Source organism: Mesorhizobium sp. M7A.F.Ca.CA.004.06.1.1 (assembly GCF_003999135.1).
GTDB lineage: Bacteria > Pseudomonadota > Alphaproteobacteria > Rhizobiales > Rhizobiaceae > Mesorhizobium.
The window spans coordinates 1-380 of the sequence record NZ_RZPQ01001502.1 but is presented as its reverse complement, the minus strand read 5'-3'; the positions used below and the strand labels follow the sequence as shown (position 1 = coordinate 380).

Below are 380 nucleotides of genomic sequence, written 5' to 3'. Positions count from 1 at the left end.
CACCATAGGCGCCGATGCGGCTGTCGCGCATGATCTCGAGTTTGCGGCCGCGTGATTTGCCGCCGCCAAAGCCGTCGGCGACGTCGGACAGCCCGTCCTCATGCAGGCAGCCGGTGGTGAGCACGGTTGCCACGAGAGCAAGGGCCGCCGCTGGCCCCATGGCCAGGCCAAACCGTTCGGCCGTGGCAAAGACGATGGCGCCGATCAGGCCGACGACAAGTCCGGCGATGGGGGCTGCCCAGATTGCGGCGGCAAGGCTGCGGCCGCGAAAATCGAAGACGGGCAGCGGCAGACGGGTGAAGAAGACCAGGCAAAGCGCGGTGTCGTCGACGACCTGCCGTGGGGAAAGAGCCAGGTTCCTGAACTTCATGCTCTAGCCC

General features: G+C 66.8%; 1 protein-coding gene. It reads right to left on the bottom strand.

Features of this window, described 5'->3' with window-relative positions; translation table 11 throughout:
* On the bottom strand, positions 1-370 hold a 370-nt coding region (locus EN906_RS37145; RefSeq protein ID WP_206529312.1), incomplete at its 3' end, for an adenosylcobinamide-GDP ribazoletransferase.
* Positions 371-380: the final 10 nt, after the last annotated feature.